General features: G+C 67.4%; 20 protein-coding genes. 11 read left to right on the top strand and 9 right to left on the bottom strand.

The genetic code is table 11. The features are described 5' to 3' along the window. The first annotated feature begins 26 nt into the window (after nt 1-26). Nucleotides 27-353, top strand: a complete 327-nt coding sequence (locus K5K93_RS13225; RefSeq protein WP_059065622.1) for a low molecular weight protein tyrosine phosphatase family protein — start codon at nt 27-29, stop codon at nt 351-353. Nucleotides 354-365: 12 nt separating this feature from the next. Here K5K93_RS13225 and K5K93_RS13230 read toward each other — a convergent pair whose 3' ends face one another. Next, nucleotides 366-992 (bottom strand): hypothetical protein, encoded by a 627-nt coding sequence (locus K5K93_RS13230; protein WP_261311845.1) that lies wholly within the window; start codon nt 990-992, stop codon nt 366-368. Nucleotides 993-1,132: 140 nt separating this feature from the next. Here K5K93_RS13230 and K5K93_RS13235 point away from each other — a divergent pair, with 140 nt between their 5' ends. After that, nucleotides 1,133-1,687: a hypothetical protein gene (locus K5K93_RS13235; protein WP_222388127.1), complete on the top strand. Its 555-nt coding sequence runs from the start codon at nt 1,133-1,135 to the stop codon at nt 1,685-1,687. 118 nt (nt 1,688-1,805) lie between these two features. On the opposite strand, the gene rtcR is transcribed toward K5K93_RS13235, so the two are convergent. After that, nucleotides 1,806-3,398: an RNA repair transcriptional activator RtcR gene (rtcR, locus tag K5K93_RS13240; RefSeq protein WP_025878051.1), complete on the bottom strand. Its 1,593-nt coding sequence runs from the start codon at nt 3,396-3,398 to the stop codon at nt 1,806-1,808. Nucleotides 3,399-3,585: 187 nt separating this feature from the next. On the opposite strand from rtcR, the gene K5K93_RS13245 reads away from it, so the two are divergent. From K5K93_RS13245 to K5K93_RS13260, 4 genes are all read left to right on the top strand, one after another. Then, nucleotides 3,586-5,133, top strand: coding sequence for a VWA domain-containing protein (locus K5K93_RS13245; RefSeq protein ID WP_222388128.1), 1,548 nt, complete (start codon nt 3,586-3,588; stop codon nt 5,131-5,133). 528 nt (nt 5,134-5,661) lie between these two features. Then, nucleotides 5,662-6,888: an RtcB family protein gene (locus K5K93_RS13250; protein ID WP_222388129.1), complete on the top strand. Its 1,227-nt coding sequence runs from the start codon at nt 5,662-5,664 to the stop codon at nt 6,886-6,888. Nucleotides 6,889-6,969: 81 nt separating this feature from the next. After that, nucleotides 6,970-7,986 carry an RNA 3'-terminal phosphate cyclase gene (gene rtcA / locus K5K93_RS13255; RefSeq protein WP_222388130.1) on the top strand — a complete coding sequence of 339 codons (1,017 nt, stop codon included), beginning with the start codon at nt 6,970-6,972 and terminating at the stop codon, nt 7,984-7,986. A gap of 192 nt (nt 7,987-8,178) precedes the next feature. Continuing rightward, nucleotides 8,179-8,625: a universal stress protein gene (locus tag K5K93_RS13260; RefSeq protein WP_025878044.1), complete on the top strand. Its 447-nt coding sequence runs from the start codon at nt 8,179-8,181 to the stop codon at nt 8,623-8,625. 631 nt (nt 8,626-9,256) lie between these two features. On the opposite strand, the gene K5K93_RS13265 is transcribed toward K5K93_RS13260, so the two are convergent. Further along, complete coding sequence (locus K5K93_RS13265; RefSeq protein WP_222388131.1) at nt 9,257-9,541, bottom strand: DUF2782 domain-containing protein; 285 nt, start codon at nt 9,539-9,541, stop codon at nt 9,257-9,259. A gap of 97 nt (nt 9,542-9,638) precedes the next feature. On the opposite strand from K5K93_RS13265, the gene polA reads away from it, so the two are divergent. Next, a complete protein-coding gene (gene polA / locus K5K93_RS13270; RefSeq protein ID WP_222388132.1) occupies nt 9,639-12,413 on the top strand; it encodes a DNA polymerase I in 2,775 nt (924 codons plus the stop codon). Nucleotides 12,414-12,728: 315 nt separating this feature from the next. Then, on the top strand, nt 12,729-13,211 hold the full coding sequence (locus K5K93_RS13275) for a YetF domain-containing protein (protein WP_093819541.1): 483 nt from the start codon (nt 12,729-12,731) through the stop codon (nt 13,209-13,211). A gap of 95 nt (nt 13,212-13,306) precedes the next feature. On the opposite strand, the gene hemF is transcribed toward K5K93_RS13275, so the two are convergent. Genes hemF through K5K93_RS13305 form a run of 6 tightly spaced genes read right to left on the bottom strand, consistent with a single transcriptional unit; the run spans nt 13,307 to nt 20,051 of the window. Then, nucleotides 13,307-14,203 carry an oxygen-dependent coproporphyrinogen oxidase gene (gene hemF, locus K5K93_RS13280; RefSeq protein ID WP_093819539.1) on the bottom strand — a complete coding sequence of 299 codons (897 nt, stop codon included), beginning with the start codon at nt 14,201-14,203 and terminating at the stop codon, nt 13,307-13,309. A 10-nt stretch (nt 14,204-14,213) separates the two neighbouring features. Then, entirely contained in the window at nt 14,214-15,392 is a 1,179-nt protein-coding gene (locus tag K5K93_RS13285) for a hypothetical protein (RefSeq protein ID WP_222388133.1), read from the bottom strand. A gap of 41 nt (nt 15,393-15,433) precedes the next feature. Then, entirely contained in the window at nt 15,434-16,633 is a 1,200-nt protein-coding gene (locus K5K93_RS13290; protein WP_222388134.1) for a hypothetical protein, read from the bottom strand. A 35-nt stretch (nt 16,634-16,668) separates the two neighbouring features. After that, the gene (locus K5K93_RS13295) at nt 16,669-17,232 is read right to left on the bottom strand and encodes a hypothetical protein (protein WP_222388135.1); all 564 of its coding nucleotides are present in this window, start codon (nt 17,230-17,232) and stop codon (nt 16,669-16,671) included. 30 nt (nt 17,233-17,262) lie between these two features. After that, on the bottom strand, nt 17,263-17,682 hold the full coding sequence (locus tag K5K93_RS13300; protein WP_222388136.1) for an NUDIX domain-containing protein: 420 nt from the start codon (nt 17,680-17,682) through the stop codon (nt 17,263-17,265). Further along, nucleotides 17,679-20,051: a S9 family peptidase gene (locus K5K93_RS13305; RefSeq protein WP_222388137.1), complete on the bottom strand. Its 2,373-nt coding sequence runs from the start codon at nt 20,049-20,051 to the stop codon at nt 17,679-17,681. Before K5K93_RS13305 ends, K5K93_RS13300 begins: the two co-directional genes overlap by 4 nt. 167 nt (nt 20,052-20,218) lie before the next feature. Between K5K93_RS13305 and K5K93_RS13310 the strand changes: the two genes are divergently transcribed. From K5K93_RS13310 to K5K93_RS13320, 3 genes are read left to right on the top strand one after another with little or no spacing between them, the layout of a single operon-like run. Then, on the top strand, nt 20,219-20,548 hold the full coding sequence (locus K5K93_RS13310) for a hypothetical protein (RefSeq protein ID WP_025878030.1): 330 nt from the start codon (nt 20,219-20,221) through the stop codon (nt 20,546-20,548). A gap of 37 nt (nt 20,549-20,585) precedes the next feature. Continuing rightward, nucleotides 20,586-21,227: a sigma-70 family RNA polymerase sigma factor gene (locus tag K5K93_RS13315; RefSeq protein ID WP_222388138.1), complete on the top strand. Its 642-nt coding sequence runs from the start codon at nt 20,586-20,588 to the stop codon at nt 21,225-21,227. Continuing rightward, complete coding sequence (locus K5K93_RS13320; RefSeq protein ID WP_032976798.1) at nt 21,224-21,439, top strand: membrane protein; 216 nt, start codon at nt 21,224-21,226, stop codon at nt 21,437-21,439. Before K5K93_RS13315 ends, K5K93_RS13320 begins: the two co-directional genes overlap by 4 nt. Nucleotides 21,440-21,747: the final 308 nt, after the last annotated feature.

Raw genomic sequence — 21,747 nt, forward strand, 5'->3', positions numbered from 1 at the left:
GCTCGGCTCTACAAAGGCGAGTGCTGATGACCCGCAACGTGCTCTTCCTCTGCAGCCAGAACCGTCTGCGCAGCCCGACGGCGGAGCAGGTGTTCGCCGATTGGCCGGGCGTCGAAACCGCCTCGGCCGGGCTGCTCGCCGACGCCGAGGAAGTGCTCAGCCCCGAGCTCCTGCAATGGGCCGATCTGGTGTTCGTGATGGAGCGGGCGCACCGCAACCGGCTTTCCAGCCGCTACAAGGCATGGTTGAACGGCAAGCGGGTGATCTGCCTGGATATTCCCGATGACTACGAGTACATGGACCCGGTGCTGGTGGAACTGCTCAAGCGCAAAGTGATCCCGTTCCTGCGCTGACCCGGGCGGCGATCAGTCCTGCGCCTGCGGTTGCGCGGCCGTGTCCTGTTCGGACATGGACTGCTGCAGGCTGCTGCTGAAGCTCTTCACCGCGCGCTCCAGGGCGATCTCCCAGTTCTCGCGTGACGGCACCTGGAAAATGTTTGCGCCATGGCCGGTGGCGGTGAAGGTTCGGGTTTGACCGTCCCTCCGCGCAACGACCTGCACCGAAATGTCGGCCAGCATTTGTTGTGTGGATGACACCATCCGGAAGAAGTTCGCCGGCATCTTGACCGAGAAATCGGTGAGCGAGGTCTCCAACAGCGTGCATGACGCTTCGCACCGATCGGCGGTGCGATAACCCATGTTGCGCAATGCCTGGATCATGATTTCGCGCGTCTTGTCCGCCGCTGTGGTGGACTCGACGGAGACGAGAACGCCGTTGCCTTGCCGAACCACCCCGGCAATGTTTTTGGCGCGGTCGGCTGCCGCAACCTCCGGGAAATAAACCGGACGACTGTCACGCACCGGGGCCACCACCACCACCGGGCCCTGCTCCGGGTTCACCCGGATGTCCGGCACGTTCACGCGCACCACTTCGGTGCGGATGCCACAGCCGGTGAGCAACAGCAGCAGTGCCAGCGTAATGATCGACTTCATGTATTCCCCCTGTTGGAATGGTGTCCTTGCGCCGCGCATTATCGCTCGGCTGCCAGGCGCGGGGAGTGGCTTTGGTCAGGGAGAAGCAGTCGGGCAGGCTCAGTTCTACAATGGCGGCCACATCTCCCAGGAACGCCCTCATGACCGAACCCACGCTGCATGTCACCGTGAAGCTGAACGCCAGGCTGCAGCCCGAGCATCGCCATGAGCTGTTCGAGGATCCGCTGGACGCGCTGCTGCAGGCGGCCGAGCTGGGCGGGATAACCGGAGGCGGTACCGCGATGTCCGACGAGGGCGAAGTCGAGTACGGCGATATCGAAGTGGCACTGGCCGATGCCGCGGGTGTGCCGAAGCTGGTCGACCTGCTGGAGCAGCTGGGGGCACCGAAGGGGTCGCAGGTGCAGGGCGCAGGCGAGGCCGACCGCAGCTTCGGCGTGACCGAAGGCCTGGCCATCTACCTGGATGGCCTGACCCTGCCGGACGAGGTGTACGAGCAGTGCGATTCGAACCACGTGTTCGAGCAGCTGTCCGAGCGCATCGATGGCCTGGGCGAGATCTGCAGCTGGTGGCAGGGCCCGAGCGAGACCGCGCTGTACATGTACGGTCAGTCGTTCGAGGCGATGCGTGAGGCGATCGCCGAGTTCGTCGGCAGCTACCCGCTGTGCCAGAACGCACGCGTGGTGCAGATCGCCTGAAGCTGCGGTTTCGGGTGGGGCCGGCCTGTCGGGATAGCGGCGGCTGCCGGCCAGCGGCCGGCACTACCGGAGCGTGGCATGCGGCGTGGCCAGTGCACGCACAAGCCGGGCCGTCGCGCTACCGGGCCGGCCCCCGCACCTGCTCCCAGTCCAGCCCGAACTTCGCCAGGTACTTGCGCAGGCGGTCGGCGTCGTTGGTGCTGGCGCGCTGCGTGCGCGAGACCGCAAACAGCTCGCGCCCGGCGGCGGACAGCGACTTCGAGCGTGCACAGACCCGCACCACTTCTTCCAGCTGCACGCGGTCGAAACGGTCCAGCGCGTCCACGGCCTCGCCCAGCAGGGCATCCAGCGGAGACGGCGCATCGCCGCCGCGCCACTGTGCCCGCAGGCGCGCGATCTCGTCCTCCACGCCCTCGATCTGGATGCGCCCGGCGCTGGCCAACGTGGCCAGGCGCATGATCGACGCGCCCAGGTCGCGGAAGTTGCCGCGCCACGCCGCTTCCGGGCTGGTGGCGAATGCGAGATAGCGCGTGCGCGCTTCGGTGTTGAAGCGCACCCGCGCATGCTGGTCCAGCGACCAGCGCTCCAGCTCGAACTCGATGTTCGGCTCGATGTCTTCCATGCGCTGCGCCAGCCCGGGCAGGTGGTACGTCCACAGGTTGAGGCGCGCCAGCAGGTCTTCGCGGAAGCGGCCTTCCAGCACCGACTGCTGCAGATCGCGGTTGGTGCCGGCGATCAGCTGGAAATCGCTCTCCACTTCGCGGTCACTGCCGACCGGCAGGAAGCGCTTCTCTTCCAGCGCCCGCAGCAGCATCGCCTGTTCGTCCTGGCCGAGTTCGCCGATCTCGTCCAGGAACAGCAGCCCTTGGTGCGCTGAGCGCAGCAGGCCGGCACGGTCGCTGGAAGCGCCGGTATAGGCGCCTTTGGTGTGACCGAACAGGGTGCTCATCGCACCGTCGCCGCGCAGCGTGGCGCAGTTCACTTCGACGAAGCGACCGGGCAGCTGGTGCTTGAGCTTCTTCAGCTCGAACACGCGCTTGGCCAGCTGGCTCTTGCCGGCGCCGGTCGGTCCCATCAGCAGCATCGGCGCGCGCGAGCGGGTGGCCACCGTTTCGATCTGCTCGATCATCCGGTTGAAGGCGGCGTTGCGGGTGGCGATGCCGCCCTTCAGCAGGTCGCGATCCAGCAGCTGCTGCTGGGCGAAGCGCTGGGCGATGTGGTCGTAGCGCGACAGATCCAGGTCGATGATCGCGTACGTGCCGGCGGCACCGTCCTGCTTGCGCGGTGGCGAGGTCTGCAGCAGCCGTCCGGGGAAATGACGGCTCTCGGTCAACAGGAACCAGCAGATCTGCGCCACGTGCGTGCCGGTGGTGATGTGGACGTAGTAGTCCTCCTCCTCCGGCTGGAACGGGTAGCGCGCGAGAAAGTCGTGCAGGGAGGCGTAGACCCCCTCGAATTCCCATGGATCGGCCAGGTAGGTGTCGTGACGCTGCACGCTGATGCCCGGCGCGGCCTGCGCCAGGTCCTCGCAGACCACGCGCGCCAGCTTGCTGTAGCGGCGCTCATCCAGCAGCAGCTCGATGCGGTCGGGCAGGAAATCCTCATGCATGCCCAGCGAAACGGTCGGGCGCCACTTCTGCCAGCGGCCCGGACCCTCGCCTGCGTCGAGCTGGGTGCCCAGCATGCCGAATACCACCTGCCGACGCGCCATATCCATTCCTATAAAAGAGGCGCGGGAAATATATATCTTTTCGCCGATGTTCGCTGGGCAGGACAGTCTTGTTTCACTGAAATCATTTCAAAATCAATGGCATGCGATGGTTTCGCAAAAGTTGGCACGGCCATTGCTCTATATCCGGCAAGACACGACGCGGGCTGTTCCCGCCGAGGACATCAGCATGGCCAACCTTTCGCTCTTCTCCTGGATGCGCACGCCGCAGCCGCCGCAGGCAGACACCGTCAATGAAGCCGGTGGCCTGGCCTACCGCCGCGACCCGCGTGCGGCGCTGGCGCTGTATGCGGCCACCGGGTGCCTGAACAACACCTTCTACAGCGACGCCGAGGCACAGCTGCAGCAGGTGCTGGCGCTGACCGCGCAGGTCGAGCCGCGCTTCATCGCCCGCACCGCCCTGTACGCCCGCCAGGTCGCACACATGAAGGACATGCCGGCGCTGCTGCTGGCGGTGCTGAGCCTGCGCGACCCGGAGGCGTTCGCCCTGGCGTTCCCGCGGGTGATCGACAACGGCCGCCAGCTGCGCACCTTCGTGCAGATCATGCGCAGCGGCCAGGTGGGGCGCCGCTCGCTGGGCTCGCTGCCCAAGCGCAGGGTGCGTGAGTGGATCCAGCAGGCGTCGGCGGAAACGCTGGTGCGTGCGGCGATCGGCCAGCAGCCGTCGCTGGCCGATGTGATCCGCATGGTGCACCCGAAGCCGGCCAACGCCGAGCGCAAGGCGCTGTATGCATGGATCATCGGTCGTCCCTGCGACGAGGCGCAGCTGCCGGCAGTGGTGCAGGCGTACGAGGCGTTCAAGCGTGACCTGCGCGGACTGCCGCCGGACCTGCCGTTCCAGTACTACAGCACGCTGCCGCTGGACGCGGCGCAGTGGTCGGCACTGGCCCGCAATGCATCGTGGCAGTCGATGCGGATGAACCTCAACACGTTCGCCCGCCATGGCGTGTTCGACGATCCGGCGATGGTGCAGGTGATCGCAGAGCGCCTGCGTGATCCGCAACAGGTGCGTCGTGCCCGCGTACTGCCCTACCAGCTGCTGATGGCCTTCCACGCCGGCGGTGGCTTGCCGGCGGCGATCCTGGAAGCGTTGCAGGACGCGATGGAGATCGCCACGGCGTCGGCCCCGGCATTGCCCGGGCGGGTGGTGGTGGCGGTGGACGTGTCCGGTTCCATGCAGTCGCCGGTAACCGGCTACCGCAAGGGCTCCAGCACGGCAGCGCGCTGCGTGGACGTGGCGGCACTCGTTGCAGCCTGCGTGCTGCGCGGTCAGCCGCAGGCCAAGGTGTTGCCGTTCGATACCGAGGTGCGCCACGTGCGCCTGAACCCGCGCGACAGCGTGATGACGTTGGCCCGCCAGCTGGCCATCAACGGCGGTGGTACGTCGGTCAGCGCGCCGCTGCACTACCTCAACCTGCGGCGCGAGCCGGTGGACCTGGTGGTGCTGGTGTCGGACAACGAGAGTTGGCGTGACACCCGCCAGGGCGGCCAGACGGCCACGATGCTGCAGTGGGATGCATTGAAGCGTCGCTGCCCACAGGCGCGGCTGGTGTGCATCGACCTGCAGCCGGTGGCCAGCAGCCAGACCGTGCAGCGCGGTGACGTGCTGCACATCGGTGGCTTCAGCGATGCGGTGTTCGACCTGATGGCGCAGTACGCCGCTGCGGCCGAGGACGGCAGCAGCTGGGTCGAGCGCATCCAGGACATGGCGTTGTAAGGCGGCAGGGAGGCCGCACGGACCGCCCGGCTGGCAATGGGGCCAGCCGGGCAGGGCCAGGAATTCGTTTTCGCGGTGAATGCTGGTGGAACTACATTGGTTGTCCCTTCGGGGTCGGGTTCGAGTCCCGCGTTTCCTGCCTGTCGTGAGGAAGCAGACGTTCCACCTCCCTTGTCACCGCACCTTTTCAAACGGCACCGGCAACGGTGCCACCGCTTCAATGCCGGCAGCGCGAATGCCGGAGGAACTACAGCCCCTTAAGCTCCAGGTCGCGGGTTCGACTCCCGCCTGCCACGGCAACGCGGCAGTAGCTCAGTGGTAGAGCAGGATGTTCCTCCAGATTCTTGTCGTGCTGCCGGCACCTTCGCTTTCGTTGCGCGGGGAATGCAGGTGGAACTACATCGGAAGCCCTTCGGGGTCGGGTTCAAGTCCCGGCCGTCCTCCGCGGCAACGCGGGTGACGGAATGTTCCACCCCCTTTGTCACCGCACCTTCTTTGTTTTTGCTTTGGATGAAAGGAAACATCACCATGACCACCCTCAATTACGACGTGATCCAGCAGCCGGGCGCTGCACCGATCAAGCTGTGGACCCGCGGCGTGCCGCTGGAAGACCAGGCGCGCCAGCAGCTGCAGAACATCGCCAGGCTGCCCTTCATCCACAAGTGGATCTCGGTGATGCCCGACGTGCACCTGGGCAAGGGCGCGACCGTGGGTTCGGTGGTGCCGACCATCGGCGCGATCATTCCTGCGGCGGTGGGCGTGGACATCGGCTGCGGCATGATCGCAGTGCGCACCACGCTGGTTGCCAGCGACCTGCCGGACAACCTGTCGGCAGTGCGCAGCGCGATCGAGCGGGCGGTGCCGCACGGCCGCAGCGTCACTCGCAGTGGCCGTGACAAGGGCAGCTGGGACACGCCGCCCGAACTGGCCGTTGAGGGCTGGGCGCAGCTGGTGGATGACTTCGCATTGATCTGCGAGCGTCACCCGCGCCTGAAGAACACCAACAACCTCAAGCACCTGGGAACGCTGGGCACCGGCAACCACTTCGTCGAGGTCTGCCTGGACCAGGAGCAGCGCGTGTGGTTCATGCTGCACTCCGGTTCGCGTGGCGTAGGCAATGCCATCGGCACCTACTTCATCGAGCTGGCCAAGCAGGAAATGCGCCGCTGGATGATCAACCTGCCCGACCAGGACCTGGCCTACCTGCCCGAGGGCAGCCAGCACTACGGCGACTATGTGTTCGCGGTGGACTGGGCGCAGCGTTTCGCACGCATGAACCGCGAGGTGATGATGCGCAACGTGGTGGCCGCGGTGCGCACGGTGATCAGCAAGCCGTTCGAGGCCGAGGCCGAGGCGGTGAACTGCCACCACAACTACGTGAACCGCGAGACCCACTTCGGCAAGGAAGTGATGCTGACCCGCAAGGGCGCGGTGAGTGCGCGCAAGGGCGAACTGGGCATCATCCCGGGCAGCATGGGGGCCAAGAGCTTCATCGTGCGTGGCCTCGGCAACGAGGACAGCTTCCACAGCTGCAGCCACGGCGCCGGCCGCGTGATGAGCCGTACCCAGGCGCGCAAGCTGATCACGGTGGATGACCACGCCAAGGCCACCGCGCACGTGGAGTGCCGCAAGGATGCGGAGGTGGTGGATGAATCGCCTGCGGCCTACAAGCCGATCGAGGCGGTGATGGAGGCCCAGCGCGATCTGGTCGAGATCGTGCACACGCTGCGCCAGGTGGTGTGCGTGAAGGGATGAGGCAACCCGTGCGCGGCGTACACTGCGCCGCGCACGGCAGCAAGGCCCGGCATCGAACAACGGGCACGGAGGAACAGACAGATGGACATGATTGAACTGGATGGCGGGCACGGCGGCGGACAGCTGCTGCGCTCGGCACTGACCCTGAGCCTGTGCACCGGCACCGGCTTCACGCTGCACAACATCCGCGCAATCCGGCGCAAGCCGGGGTTGATGCGCCAGCACCTGACCGCGGTGAACGCTGCGGCACGGGTCGGCAACGCCTGTGTGCACGGTGCAGAACTGGGCGCTACCTCACTGCGCTTCGAGCCAGGTCTGGTGAGCGCGGGCGACTATCATTTCGCGACCGGCAGCAGCGGCTCGGCAACGCTGGTGCTGCAGACCGTGCTGCCGGCACTGTGGCGCGCGCAGGGGGCGTCGCAGCTGCGCCTGGAAGGCGGTACCCACAACCCGTTGGCGCCCAGCGCGGACTTCATCGCCGAAAGCTATCTGCCGGCGCTGGGCCGGATGGGCGTGCAGGCGTCGATGCAGCTGCTGCAGCACGGCTTCCATCCGGCGGGCGGTGGCGTGATGGAGGTGCAGGTGCAGCCGTGCGCGGCGTTGCAGCCGCCGTCGTTGGAGGTGCGTGCACCGTTGCAGGCGATCGAGGCACAGGTGCTGATGTCCGGGCTGTCCAGCGGCATCGGCCTGCGCGAACTGCAGGTACTGGCCGAGACGCTGGGCGTGGACCCGCACCCGCGCAACGTGCAGTCGATACGGCCGGCGCTGGGACCGGGCAACGTCGCCCTGGTGCGCGTGCGTCATGGTGATCACGTGGAGGTGTTCAGCGGCCACGGCGAGCGCAGTGTCTCCGCTGAGCAGGTCGGGGCGCGCCTGGCCGGGCAGGTCAAGCAGTACCTGGACGGGACCGGTGCTGTTGGCGAGTACCTGTCCGACCAGTTGCTGCTGCCGATGGCGCTGGCGGGCGGCGGCGCGTTCACCACCCACCTGCTGAGCGATCACCTGGTCAGCAATGCGCGGTTGATCGAGAAGTTCCTGCCGGTGGAATTCGACTGGCAGCCGCACGACGGTGGCTGGCGGGTGACGGTGCAGGCCTGAGTGCCCGCCGGGCATGGCCCGGCGCTACCGGAACATCCCAGCCGCCTGTCGATCCTGGGCGCGTCGGCCGATCATGCCGCGCTGCCCAGGCATCGCTGCGCGCTGCCGGATTGATCCTGCGCAAGGCACGATCTCCACACAGGCTGTGTAATGGTGTCGTTCCCACTGGCTGGATCACCGCGGAGCCCCACCATGTACAAGCGCATCCTGATCGCCACCGATGGCTCGGAGCTGGCCGACAAGGGCCTGGCCAAGGGCCTGGAGCTGGCCAAGGACCTCAACGCCGAGGTCGACATCGTCACCGTCTCCGAGCCTTGGGCCGTCGGCATGTACGACGCCATGGGCTGGAGCGTGGGCTACATGAACAGCCCGGAGTACAAGGCCGACCGCGAGGAAGGCGCGCAGAAGGTGCTGCAGCCGGCCCTGGCCAAGGCGGCCGAGCAGGGCATCACCGCCAATCCTGTGCATGTGCTGGACCGCTACGCGGCCGACGGCATCATCGAGACGGCGGGCCAGCGCAACAGCGATCTGATCGTAATGACCTCGCACGGCCGCCGCGGCGTCACCCGCGTGCTGCTGGGCAGCCAGACCGCCGAGGTGCTGGCGCGCAGCACGCTGCCGGTGCTGGTCATCCGCTGATACGGAAGCGTTCCCGGGGAGGGGACCCGACGCCGGCCGCAGGATGCGCGCCGGCGTTGTTTTTTATCGGCGGCCCGAAGAGCATCCACGCATGGCGTGGATCTACTCCAGTTCACCGTCAAAGGTGCACGCCATGCGTGGATGGGGCCACCGCAATGCCCGGTAGATCCACGCCATGCGCGGATAGGGCCACCGCAATGCGCAGTAGATCCACGCCATGCGTGGATAGGGCCACCGCAATGCCCGGTAGATCCACGCCATGCGTGGATGGGGCCACCGCAATTCCCGGTAGATCCACGCCACGCGTGGATGGGGCCACCGCAATTCCCGGTAGATCCACGCCATGCGTGGATGGGGCCACCGCAATGCCCGGTAGATCCACGCCATGCGTGGATGGGGCCACCGCAATTCCCGGTAGATCCACGCCATGCGTGGATGGGGCCACCGCAATGCCCGGTAGATCCACGCCATGCGTGGATAGGGCCACCGCAATGCCCGGTAGATCCACGCCATGCGTGGATGGGGCCACCGCAGTGCCCGGTAGATCCACGCCATGCGTGGATGGGCCGTGCCGATCGCCTCGATGGGGTCAGAGCCCTTTCCCGTGGAAAGGGATCCGACCCCGGCCGCATCACCAGCTGTACAGCTTCCAGTACACCGGCGACACGCCATCCTTGTCGTTGTCGAAGCGGCCATCGCCGTTCTTGTCATACATGTAGAACGGGGCGCCACGTGCCGGCGTCACCTTGACCATGCGCAACTGGCCGGACACCCGGTATTCCTCGATGGTGTCGCCGTTGTTCATCGTGCGCTTGGAAACATCGGCGCCCTTGACGTCCACCGGGGGAACACCCGCACCGCCCATGCTGGCGCAGCCAGCAAGCAGGAGCAGGGAAGCCAGCATCAGGGTCTTCATCGGCGGGGCCTTTGCCTGGAAAGAGCCTTGATTATGCCCCAACGCCGCGTCGCTGCCGTGTCGCCGCGATGCAGGAACAGGCGCGTAGAATCGACACATGAGCAGATTAGTCCTGATCGACGGGTCCAGTTACCTGTACCGCGCGTTCCACGCGCTGCCGCCCCTGTCCAATGCACAGGGTGAGCCCACCGGCGCGCTGTTCGGCGTGGTCAACATGCTGCGCTCGACGCTGAAGGAGCGCCCTGCCTACGTCGCCTTCGTCGTCGATGCCCCCGGCAAGACCTTCCGCGACGACCTGTACGACCAGTACAAGGCCAACCGACCACCGATGCCCGATGAACTGCGCAGCCAGGTCGAGCCGATGTGCCGCATCGTCGAAGCACTGGGCATCAGCATCCTGCGCATCGAAGGCGTGGAGGCCGACGATGTGATCGGCACCCTGGCCCTGCAGGGCGTGGCGCAGGACCTGAAGGTCACCATTTCCACCGGCGACAAGGATTTCGCCCAGCTGGTCCGCCCAGGCATCGAGCTGGTCAACACCATGACCGGCAGCCGCATGGACTCGGACGCGGCGGTGATGGACAAGTTCGGCGTGCGCGCCGACCAGATCGTCGACCTGCTGGCGCTGATGGGCGACGCGGTCGACAACGTGCCCGGCGTGGAGAAGTGCGGGCCGAAGACCGCTGCCAAGTGGCTGGCCGAATACCAGCATCTTGACGGGGTGATGGCGGCGGCGCCGACCATGAAGGGCAAGATCGGCGAGAACCTGCGCGCCGCGCTGGAGCGCCTGCCGCTGAACAAGGAGCTGGTGACCATCCGCACCGACGTCGCGCTGGACGCCAGCCCGACCACGCTGGCCCTGCGTGATCCGGATGTGCCCACCCTGGGCGAGCTGTACCTGCGTTACGGCTTCACCCAGGCATTGAAGGAGCTGGGCGGGCCGGTACCGGCGCCTGCAGTGGCCAACGACGCGACGCCGAGCCTGCGTGGCACCGCCGCCGGCTTTGCCCGTGGCAGCGCCGAAGCGCCGCCTGCCGGTGAGCTCGATCCGGCGCTGTCGGCGCCCGGCGAGTACGAGACCGTGCTGACCACCGAGCAGCTGCAGGCCTGGGTGGCGCGCGTGCAGCAGGCTGACCTGGTCAGCTTCGACACCGAGACCGACGCACTGGATGCGATGCGTGCGCGCCTGGTCGGCATCAGCCTGGCGGTGGAGCCGGGCAAGGCTGCCTACATCCCGGTCGGCCACGACTATCCCGGCGCCCCGGCACAGTTGCCGCTGGCGCAGGTGCTCGATGCGCTGCGGCCGGTGCTGCAGGACCCGGCGAAGAAGAAGCTGGGCCAGCATGGCAAGTACGACCTGCACGTGCTGCGCCGCCATGGCGTGGACGTGCAGGACTACCACGACGACACCATGCTTGAGAGCTTCGTGCTCAATTCCACCGCCACCCGCCACGACATGGATTCGCTGGCCCTGCGTTACCTGGGCTACAGCACCATCAAGTTCGAGGACGTGGCAGGCAAGGGCGCCAAGCAGATTTCGTTCTCGCAGGTGGGAATCGACGAGGCCGGCCGCTACGCCGCCGAAGACGCCGACATCACCCTGCGCCTGCACCACGCGCTGCAGCCGCAGCTGCTGGCCGAACCGACCCTGGACAGCGTGTACCGCAGCATCGAGATGCCGCTGGTGCCGGTGCTGGCCAGCATCGAGGCCAATGGCGTGCGGATCGACACCGACGAACTGCGCCGGCAGAGCCAGGACCTGTCCTCGCGCATGCTGGCCGCGCAGCAGAAGGCCACCGAACTGGCCGGGCGCAGCTTCAACCTGGATTCGCCCAAGCAGCTGCAGGCGGTGCTGTTTGACGAGCTGAAGCTGCCGGCGGTGGTGAAGACTCCCAAGGGCCAGCCCAGCACCAATGAAGAGGCGCTGGAGGCGATTGCCGAGCAGCACGAGCTGCCCCGGGTGATCCTCGAGTACCGTGGCCTGGCCAAACTGCGCAGCACCTATACCGACAAGCTGCCGGAGATGGTCAACCCCGATACCGGCCGGGTGCACACCAGCTACCACCAGTCCGGTGCCGCCACCGGCCGCCTGTCCTCGTCCGATCCGAACCTGCAGAACATCCCGATCCGCACCGAGGATGGCCGTCGCATCCGCCGTGCGTTCATCGCCCCGGAAGGCTTCCAGCTGCTGGCGGCCGACTATTCGCAGATCGAGCTGCGGATCATGGCCCACCTGTCCGGAGACCCGGGCCTGGTGCGGGCCTTCGAGCAGGGCGCCGACGTGCACCGCGCCACCGCCGCCGAGGTCTTCGGCCGCACCCTGGAAGAAGTGACCAGCAACGAGCGTCGCGCGGCCAAGGCCATCAACTTCGGCCTGATGTACGGCATGAGTGCGTTCGGACTGGCCCGCAACCTCGGCATCGACCGTGGCCAGGCGCAGGACTACGTGGCGCTGTACTTCAGTCGCTATCCGGGCGTCCGGGACTTCATGGAGCGCATGCGCGAGCAGGCCCGCGAGCAGGGTTACGTGGAGACCCTGTTCGGTCGCCGCCTGTACCTGAACGACATTCATGCACGTAACCAGGGCCTGCGTGCCGGTGCTGAACGTGCAGCCATCAATGCACCTATGCAGGGTACCGCCGCGGACATCATCAAGCGCGCGATGGTCGACGTGGACCAGTGGCTGCGGGACAGCGGCGCCCCGGCGCGGATGATCCTGCAGGTGCACGATGAACTGGTCTTCGAAGCCGAGGCCGGTTTCATCGAAGAACTGCGTAGCAATGTCGTGCAGCGCATGTCGCAAGCGGCACAGTTGCGAGTGCCGTTGGTAGTTGATACCGGTACAGGCAGTAACTGGGACGAGGCGCACTGAGTCGCATTCAGGCGAAAAACGCCGTGAATTCGTTCATTTGCATGATATTTCTGACTCGAACATGAATGTTTCCCTGAGGGGCGCTTATTAAATTGGGCCCCTTCACGAACCGTTAGTGTTCGGAGTGCTTCTATAACTCCCGACAGGCGCAATGCCTGTTGTGGATCTCTCCCATCCCCTGGAGCAGATCTCGGAACGGGGGCTCCTCCCCAAGCGCCCGTTCCCCGGCCCCGTTGACCTCCCCCTGGTCAGCGGGGCTTTTTATTTGTGCGCTGCTGCGCCACGCTGGGCCATTGTCCAGCAGGGAATCCCGCAATGCCCGATCTGTTCGACTTGGCGATGCCGTGGTGGGAATTCATCCTGCGCGCGGTGGTGGTCTACGCGGTCGTGCTGGGCATGGTCCGGCTCAGCGGCAAGCGCGCGCTGGGCCAGGTCACCCCGTTCGACGTGCTGCTGATCGTGCTGCTGGGCAATGCGGTGCAGAACGCACTGCTGGGCACCGATACCTCGCTGGCCGGCGGCCTGCTGCTGGCCGCCACGCTGATCCTGCTGAACTATGGCGTCGGCTGGATCACCGCCCGCAGCCGCCGCATGGAACGGCTGATCGAGGGCGAACCGGTGGTGATCGCGCGCAACGGCAAGCTCTTCGACGGTGTGCTGCGGCGCGAGCTGGTCAGCCGCGCCGATTTCGATGTCGCCATGCGCCAGCAGAGCTGCATCGGCGTGGAAGAAGTGGAACTGGCACTGCTGGAAACCAACGGCCACATCACCATCATTCCCAAGCGCAAGGACGGGTAGGCGCTGCGGTCGATATCAAGCGTTCCCGACCGCCTGTCGCCTCGGCCCTGTCCCGGTAGTGGTCGAGCTTGCTCGACCACTGTGGGCGCCACGCATCACACCCAGTCGCGCGGCACCAGGTAATCGGCCAGGCGCGCCTCGGCGCTGCCTTCATCGGGGCTGAAGCCGTACTCCCAACGCACCCGCGGCGGCAGGCTCATCAGGATGCTCTCGCTGCGCCCGCCACTCTGCAGGCCGAACAGCGTGCCACGGTCGTAGACCAGGTTGAACTCGACGTAGCGGCCGCGGCGGTACAGCTGGAACTCGCGCTCGCGTTCGCCGTAGGGCGTGTCCTTGCGCTGTTGCACGATCGGCAGGTAGGCATCGAGGAAGCCATCGCCGACCGCGCGCAGGTAGGCGAAATCGCGTTCGAAATCGCCGTGCAGGTCATCGAAGAACAGACCGCCCACACCGCGCGTCTCATTGCGGTGGCGCAGGAAGAAATACTCATCGCACCAGCGCTTGTGCGCCGCGTAGCGCTCTTCACCGAACGGCGCGCACAGATCGCGTGCCACCCGATGCCAGTGCTGCATGTCCTCGTCGAACGGGTAGAACGGGGTCAGGTCGAAGCCACCGCCGAACCAGCTGGCCACCACCTCGCCGTCGCGCTGGGCCTGGAAGAAGCGCACGTTGGCGTGGGTGGTCGGCACGTAGGGGTTGAGCGGGTGGAACACCAGCGACACACCGGTGGCGCGCCACGAGGCACCGGCCAGTTCCGGCCGGTTGGCCGACGCGGACGGCGGCAGGCGACTGCCCGCCACATCGGAAAAGCCGATGCCGGCCTGCTCGAACACCGCGCCATCGCGCAGCACGCGGGTGCGGCCACCGCCACCTTCGGCGCGCTGCCACAGGTCTTCCTGGAACCGTGCCCGGCCATCGGCGGATTCGATCGCTGCACAGATGCGGTCCTGGAGGTCGGTGAGGTAGGCGCGAACGCGCTCGAATTCGTTCATGGCGCGTACTTTACCGCAGCGCCGTGCCTGCGCTGGCGCGCGCCCCGCAGGTCGGCGACGAACCATCACGCTGGTAGCGGGCGAAGCGGGCCCAACGGTCGTTGCCGACAAGATCGCCATTGGCCAGCTGCCAGAACACGTGGTCCTCACCTTCCTCGTTCCGCACCCGGATGGCGCCCTCGCGCATGACCGCCGGCTGCCTGCCGGACGCATCGACCTGGACCTGGGCGTCGTCGCCGAACACCAGGGCGTGGCCCTGCGCCGCATAGCGGCCGCAGGGCAGCTTGGCCTCGTCCACGATGACCAGGTCTGCGCTGCTCAGTGCGGCCAAGGGGGCGACGCTGCTGCAGGCCTGCGGGTCCCGACCGATGCTGCAGGCCAGCTGCAGGGCATCGCGGGCCGGCAGCAGGCGCGCCGATGCCCACAGCGCCACGGCTGCGGCATGGCAGGAACTGGCACTGGGATGCTCGCGGCACAGCGTGCTGACCTCGTCCAGCTGCGCTGCCGGCAGCGGCACGTCGCGCGGGATGCTTCGCGCCACCGAGAACGCCCAGGCCGCGTCACGGACCCGGCCCACCGCTTCGGCCTGTTTGCATGCTTCGTCGACGTCCGTACTGCCACGCTGGCATGCCGCAGGTTCAGCAGGCTCCTGGCGATTGCTGGCCAGGGCGATGTCGAGCACCAGGGCATTGCGGGCGTCGCTGCGATAATCCTCGATCAAGCGATTGCAGCCGGCCGGCACGCCTTCACGGCACCACTGCCGCCAGCGCTCGGGTCCGGCCACTGCCATGTCATCCATGCAGCTGGCGATATCGGCGCGGCAGCTGCCCGCTGCGAACACCGGCGACGCCTGGCAGTCCGCCGTGCTTTCCAGCGTGTAGTAGCGCTCTTCGCCGGCCAGCGCGTGGCCCTCGTCGACGATCTGCAGGGCCTCGATGTCGCCGGTGGCCAGGTTGGCCAGCATCAGCACGTCCTCCAGCTGCTCCAGGTTGTAGGGCTCCGGGGCTGCGCCGGGGATGAGGCGGGAGCCCTGTACTGGGCTTTCCACCGTCAACCGGGCGCCGTTGTCGGCGTCCTTGAAGGTGCCGCACAGCAGTGGTTGCGCGGATGCTGCCGGGCCGAGCGACAACAGCAGCGCGGCGATCCACCCGCGTGACAGGCGGCTGCGGTGGGCAGTGGAGGGGAGCATGCAGGAACTCCTTGCAGAAACGGTACGTGGAACGATGGTCATCATCGGTGCGCAGATGGTGCGGTATCTCGGGCGGGCGCAGCCTTGCAGCGCACAGCACCCGGCTGCCGCTGGTAACGCTGGTAGCCGGTCCAGGCATCCATGCCCAGCAGGTCGCCATTGGCCAGCAGGCGCAGCACATGATCGCTGCCGTGGTCATTGCGCAGATGGATGGCACCGTCCAGCAGTCGCACCTGCGAGCGCTGGCTACCGATCGTCGCGTGGCCATCGTCGCCGAACGCAACCGCATCGATCGTGCCGCCGTCGGCCCGGTACAGGCCACAGGGCGGCTCGGTCGCATCGACCAGGCGCAACGCGGCACCGAGTGCCTGCAGGGGTTCGACCCGTTCGCATGCGCTGTAGCGACCGCTGTCGCAGACCACCTGCAACGCCTGCACGGCCGCGCGTGGATCGCGCGCGTTCAACTGCTGCTCGGCCACTTCGGTGCAGAAGCGGCCAGCGCGCTGCTGCAGGCACAGCTGCTGCAACTGGTCGCGCTGCGCCGCCGGCAGTTCCACCCACGCTGGATCGATGCCACGGGCGAACGCCTGGCCGCTGGCCTGTGCCACGGCGGCGGCCAACGCGTCACGACGGGCATCACGGCAGGTCAGTACCTCCTCGCGCTCCGCATCGGTGGTGCAGGGCGCCGGTGCGGCGGTAGCCAGCGCTATGCCCTTGGCAGACGCGGCAGCGAGGAGCGCATCGTCCACGTAGCCCAGCAACAGGCCGCTGCAGGCCGCGCCCACGCCCTGTTGGCAGGCGGTCAGCAGCTGCGGCGGCGTCGCCGCGTGCAGGTGAGCCATACAGCGGTTCGCATCGGCCAGGCAGCTGCCGGCGGCGTTCACGGCTACCGGCTGGCAGACCGCCGGTGCACGCAGCTGGTAGTCCTGCAGCGTGTCGTTGATGCGTCTGCCATCAGCACTGGCAGTGACCGCTGTTGCCACGCCGTCATCCAGGTTGACCAGCACCAGGCCGTTGCCATCGCGTTCGATCTGCAGCGGTTCGAAACCAAAGCCCGCCGCCAGGCGACGGCCCCGGTTGTGTGAGTCGATCACCAGTGTGGAGTCATTCTGCGCATTGACGTACTGGCCACATCGCAGCGGCGCGGGCGCGGACGTGGACGCGGAGGCTGCGGTCGGCGTTGGCGGGGTGGTCAGCAGCAGCGCAGTGACGACCAGAAACATTCGGAGCAGGGCAGGCATGCGACATCCTTGTCGTGCGGAAGGAAGGGAGATGTTCAGCGGAAGCGCGCGCGGATGTCCGGCCGCAGCAGGCGCCAGCCGAGCCAACCCTGCAGCCCCGCGAACAGCACCGAGGTACCGACCAGTGTCAGCGTGAACAGCACACGCTGGACCTGCAGCTCATGCTGCGCCGTGGGGTCGCTGGCAAGCAGCGCGATCAACACCAGCAGCAGGCGGTCCATCCACCAGGCGATCACGAAGTTGGCCAGCGCGCTCAGGCCCAGCATCCACACATAGGCCCACAAGCCCCATCGCCGCCCGCGCCACAGGCCCAAGCTGGCCAGGGTCGAGAACAGGCAGAGCAGGGCAACCAGCAGCGAGGTGGCCGCCGGGTGTTTGAGCATCCACCACAGGCTGCCGTCGAGCTGCTGTTCCCATGCCAGTGTCACCAGCGTGGTCCAGAACCCGGTGCGGGCAAGCGCCGCAGCCATCAGCGCCTGCGCGAGGAAATAGAGGGTGACCAGCAGGCTCAGCCAGAACGAGCCCTGCGCCACCGCGCCGACCCAGTTGCTGGGTGGCGGTGGGTCGGGTGCTGGAATCGGGGGAATCGAGGCTGACATCCGTTGTCCGGGTGAGCGATGCCCGCCGGGTCAGCGGGCCGTCGCCAGGGCAGCGACCGCCGGCAGGATATGGTGTTCACTCAAGGGTGCCAAGGGCCGGCCGTGCGGCGGCTGCAGCGGCACCCAGGCCAGTTCGGCGATCTCCGCGCGCGCGCACGGCTCACCTTCGATCCACACCCGCCAGGCCTGCGCCTGCACGCGGTGGCCGGGCTCGTTCACCGCCCAGTCCTCGAAACTGCCGAGTGCGATGGCCGAAGCGGTGCGCAGCTGTACGCCCAGTTCCTCGTCCAGCTCGCGCGCCAGTGCCTGCAGAGGGGCCTCGCCCGGGTCGGGCTTGCCGCCCGGCTGGATGAAGCGGCTGGCACCGTGCTTGCGCACCACCAGAGTCCGGCCACGGTCATCAAGGATGACCGCGGCCACGATGTGGATCGTGGCCGCGGCAGCACTCACTTCAGGTTCTGCTCGAACAGCTTGAGGATGCGCTTGTACTGGTCCAGCCAGGAATCGGCGCGCACATAACCATGGCGCTCCAGCGGGTACGGCGCGATCGACCAGTTGTCCTTGTGCAGCTCGATCAGGCGCTGGGTCAGGTTCACCGAATCCTGGAAGAACACGTTGTCGTCCATCATGCCGTGGGCGATCAGCAGGTTGTCCTGCAGGTTCTGTGCGTACTCGATCGGCGAGGACACGCGGTAGGCCTCCGGATCGATGTCCGGGGTGTTGAGGATGTTGCTGGTGTAGCCGTGGTTGTACTGGTGCCAGTCGACCACCGGACGCAGCGCGGCGCCGGCCTTGAACGTGCCCGGCGAGCGGAACAGGGCCATGAAGGTCATGAAGCCGCCGTAGGAGCCGCCGTAGATGCCGGCGTGGTCACGGTCACCCTGCTGGGTGTCGACCAGCCAGTCCAGGCCGTCCTTGTAGTCTTCCAGCTCCGGGTGGCCCATGTTGCGGTAGATCGCCGTGCGCCAGTCGCGGCCATAGCCCTCGCTGCCGCGGTAGTCCATGTCCAGCACGATGTAACCCTTCTGCACCAGCAGGTTGTGGAACATCTGCTCGCGGAAATAGGCCGGGTAGCGCTGGTGCACGTTCTGCAGGTAGCCGGCACCGTGCACGAACATCACGATCGGGTACTTCCTGCCGGGTTCCTTGTTTTCCGGCGCGTAGTACTTGGCCCAGACCACGCCGGCGCCATGCTTGGACGGCACCGCCACCAGCTTCGGCTGGATCCACTGGCGCGCCTTGTACTCGGCGGTACGGGTATCGGTCAGCACGCGCGCCTGGCCGGCGCCGGTACTCGGCACCACCGCCAGCTGCGCCGGCAGGTAGGCGCCGGAATAGCGCACCAGCAGCTGCTGGCCGTCCGGCGACAGCGAGAAATCTTCCACGCCATTGAGGTTGGTCAGCTCGCGCACCTGGCGGGCAGCGGTATCGACCGCGCAGACTTCGTAGTCATGCGGGGCCTGCTGGTTGCACAGGAAGTAGAAGCCCTTGCCGTCGGCCGACAGCACCGGCGCCGAGGTTTCCCACTTGCCGCTGGTCAGCGCCTGCGGCTTGCCGCCACCGGCCTGGGTGTACAGGTGCGAGAAGCCGGATTCCTCGGACAGCAGCCACAGCGTGCGGCCATCGGCCATCCAGCCGAAATCGTTGAAGCCCCAGTTGATCCAGGCGTTGTCGGTCAGCCGGTGGCGGTTCTGCACGCGGCCGTCGGCGGCAGCAACGCTGACGATCCAGCGGTCCTTGTTGTCGTTGGCGCGCAGCATCACCGCGGCCTGCTGGCCGTCAGCGCTCCAGCGGATGCCACCGCCCATGAAGTCGCTCATCACCTGCACGCTGCGGTCGCCCTTCAGTGCGTCCTTGCCGGCCTTGCGGCGCAGCTCGGCCAGCGGATCGGTGCCGATGCCCGGCAGGCTGGACAGCGACAGCTTCTCGGCCTTGCCGCTGCGTACATCCACGAACCACAGGGTGTGCGGCTCGAAGCCGTTGCGGCCGACGCGCTGGCGGGTGTCCTCGGTTTCCTCATAGCCCGACTCGGTCACGTACAGCGGCATCTTGCCGCCGCGGCCGTCATCGAAGTCCTTCGGCTTGGTGGTCACGATCAGGTGGCCCAGGTCCGGCGACAGCACGCTGTCGACGATATCCACGTCGGCACCCAGGAATACCGGACCCGGTGCGCGGGTCGGGTCGGCCTGGCGCCAGCGCTGGTCCTGGTCCTTCAGCGCCTCGCGCTGTTCGCGGTCGCGGCGCAGGGTTTCCAGCGTGCGCAGTTGCTGGTCGCGCAGCACGTCGGCCTTCGGCGGCGTGCTGGGATCCTTTTCGGCCTTCAGGCTGGCCACCTGCTGCACGCCGCTGGCGGCGGTCCAGTGGAACCAGTTCTGGCCCACGCGCCAGATCACGCCGTTGTCGGCGGCGAAGTTCACGCCGCTGGCGCGCTCGTTGCTGCGGGTCAGCTGGGTCAGTGCGCCGCTGCGCAGGTCGCGCACGAACACGTCGCCGTTGCGCACGAACGCGCTGCGCGTGCGGCTGCGGTCGTACACCGGATCGGCCACGTCCAGGCTGCCGCGCTGGTCATCGGCCACCTGCGCGGCCACGCCACCGGCGATCGGCTGGCGGAAGGTGTCGCGCACCGGGCTGCCGTTGCGCTTGAGCTGGTACTCCACCTGCTGGCTGTTCCACGACCACCAGGCCTTCTCCACCGGCGGACCGATCCAGTCCGGGTCGGCCATGGCCTGTTCGATGGTGATCGGTGTCGGCGCAGCCTGCGCGGCCGGAGCGGCCAGCACGGCAGACAGCAGGAGGGACAGGGGCAGCACTCGGGACATGGGCGGACGGCACCAGAAGAGGAAACCGGGCAAGCGTAGCAGCCGCCCCGGCCCCGGGCAGGGGCCACAGGTCATGGCAGCGGAATCGGCAAAGCGGTGCAACCGGTCGGCAGGGTCGCGCATCCAATCTCCTGAACCCGCATCATCCACCGGACAGGAGCACGACCATGCAGGAACTCATCCCGATCACCCTTTTCATCTGCATCGCCTATGCGATCCATGCCATTGCCGATGCGCGTGCGCGCAGCAAGCTGGTGGCACCGCACGTACCGGAAGAGGTGATCCGCTCGCTTGCGGTGCTGGAAGAGGAACGCCGCCGCCAGGGCGCGCTGCGCTGGGGCATCAGCCTGGTCTGCCTGGCGCTGGCCATGGCGCTGCTGGAGGCCATCGGTGCACGCGACCTGACGTTCGGCGCAGCTGCCGCGCTGGTTGGCAGTGCAGGGCTGGGCCAGCTGCTGGCTTGGCACTTCACCCGCCCCGCCACGCGCAAGGGCTGAGCCGGCGTATGCTGCGGGCACAGGGGGAGCCCCACGCATGAGCCTGCTGGGGGAAGCGCTGGCTGCACTGCGGGGGCGGCGGCGCAATGTCCCCGTGGAGGAGCCCTCTGCGTGGTCGGACGACCGCGCCCTGGTGGGCGCGATCATCGACGGCTCGCAAGCGGCCTTCGCGCAGTTGGTGGAAACACATCAGCGCACCTGCGCGCATGTGATCGGGCGCATGGTCGGCGACCGTGACCAGGTGGCCGACCTGCTGCAGGAAACCTTCCTGGCCGTGTTCCGCCAGCTGCACCGGTTCCGTTTTGAATCTTCGTTGCGGACCTGGATTTCGCGCGTGGCCTACACCACCGCGCTGCAGCACCTGCGGCGGCGGCTGGAAGCGCAGTGGATGGTGGCGGTGGAGGTACCTGAAGAGCTGGGTATCGGCGATGAAGGGCCGGGCCCGGCCGAACTCAGCGAGGCGCTGCAGGCCGGCCGCCAACTGGGCGCAGCGCTGCAGCGGTTGAGCGCGCCGCAGCGCCTGATCGTCGGCCTGCACTACCTGGAGGATTTCGATCTGGCCGAGATCGAGCAGGTGACCGGGCTGGCCCGGGGTACCATCAAGAGCCACCTGCACCGCGCGCGCCAGGTCCTGAAACAGGAGCTGGTGAAGCACGCCACCGCCGGAGAACTGTTGTGAGCCGACCAACCGATTCCCGCGAACCCGACGAGCGTGCGCTCTCGCAGGCCTTGCATGAACAGGTAAGGCAGGACGAGGTGCCGGATGTGAGCGAAGCGCTGCAGAAGCGGATTGCGTCCGAGTCGCGCGACAGCAGCGTGGGCTATGCGGTGGTGCAGATCGTGTTGCTGGGCGCGTTGCTGGCGATGGGCGTCTGGTATTTCTGGCGGTGATCGCCCCGCCGGGCATGGCCCGGCGCTACCGCGTGAATCAGCGCCCCGCCGGGCATGGCCCGGCGCTACCGCGTGAATCAGCGCCCCGCCGGGCATGGCCCGGCGCTACCGCGTGAATCAGCACCCCGCCGGGCATGGCCCGGCGCTACCGCGTGAATCAGCACCCCGCCGGGCATGGCCCGGCGCTACCGCGTGAATCAGCACCTCGCCCGGCATGGCCCGGAGCCACCAATGATGAAATGACGTGTAGCGCCGGGCCATGCCCGGCGGCGTCCGCGCACCCTGCGACAAAGTGAAGCAGCGCGTCA

The sequence above is a fragment of the Stenotrophomonas sp. DR822 genome, from assembly GCF_019793815.1.
In the GTDB taxonomy this organism is placed as follows: Bacteria; Pseudomonadota; Gammaproteobacteria; order Xanthomonadales; family Xanthomonadaceae; genus Stenotrophomonas; species Stenotrophomonas indicatrix.